Raw genomic sequence first — 1,094 nt, forward strand, 5'->3', positions numbered from 1 at the left:
GCCGAGTCCCGCGGGGACGGCCAGTTCGCCGACTTCCTGCGCGGCCTCGACCTCATCCCCGGCCAGGGCGTCGACTTCGGCAAGGTCGGCCAGCTGCTGCTGGTCACGCTGCTGATCTACATCGGTGGCCAGGTGCTCGGCTGGCTGCAGGGCTACTACATCAACGACGTCGTGCAGGAGACCGTGCGGCAGATGCGGTCCGACGTCGAGGACAAGGTGCACCGGTTGCCCCTGTCGTACTTCGACAAGCAGCCGCGCGGCGAACTGCTCAGCCGCGTCACCAACGACATCGACAACGTCGCACAGAACCTCCAGCAGACGATGAGCCAGCTGCTCACGTCGTTGCTGATGGTCGTCGGCGTGCTCGGCATGATGTTCTGGATCTCGCCCTTGCTGGCGCTGATCGCACTGGTCTCGGTGCCGATCGCGATGTTCGCGAGCGGCCGCATCATGAAGCGTTCGCAGAGCCAGTTCATCAACCAGTGGCGCCAGACCGGCAAGCTCAACGGCCAGGTCGAGGAGGCCATCTCCGGCCACGCCCTTGTGTCGGTGTTCGGTCGCCGCGAGAGCGTGGAGGCGGGCTTCGACGAGGCCAACGAGGCGCTGTACCAGTCGTCGTTCAAGGCACAGTTCATCAGTGGCCTCGTGATGCCGGTGATGATGCTGGTCGGCAACATCAACTACGTGATCATCGCCGTCGTCGGTGGGCTCCGGGTGACGTCGGGGTCGATGAGCATCGGTGACGTCCAGGCGTTCATCCAGTACTCACGGATGTTCTCGCAGCCGATCACCCAGATCGCCTCGATGGCGAACCTGCTGCAGTCGGGGGTGGCGTCGGCGGAACGGGTCTTCGAGCTGCTGGACGCCGAGGAGGAAGTGGATCCGTCGGCAGTTGCGACCGTGGACGCCGCTCGCGTCTCGGACGCGGCCCGCGAGGACACCCGCGGCGAAGTGGCGTTCGAGGAGGTGTCGTTCTCCTACGACCCCGACGAGCCGCTGATCGAGGACCTGTCGCTGATCGCGCACCCCGGCCAGATGGTCGCCATCGTCGGGCCGACCGGCGCGGGCAAGACCACGCTGGTCAACCTGATCAT

The 1,094-nt window shown here is 65.7% G+C and carries 1 protein-coding gene; it reads left to right on the plus strand.

Annotated features, from left to right (window positions below; all coding sequences use genetic code 11):
* Positions 1-1,094 (plus strand): ABC transporter ATP-binding protein (locus tag ACOADB_RS10005; protein ID WP_378597813.1); only part of this gene is annotated, 1,094 nt, incomplete at both ends.

Source organism: Nocardioides sp. CPCC 206348, from assembly GCF_048654705.1.
Lineage (GTDB): Bacteria > Actinomycetota > Actinomycetes > Propionibacteriales > Nocardioidaceae > Nocardioides.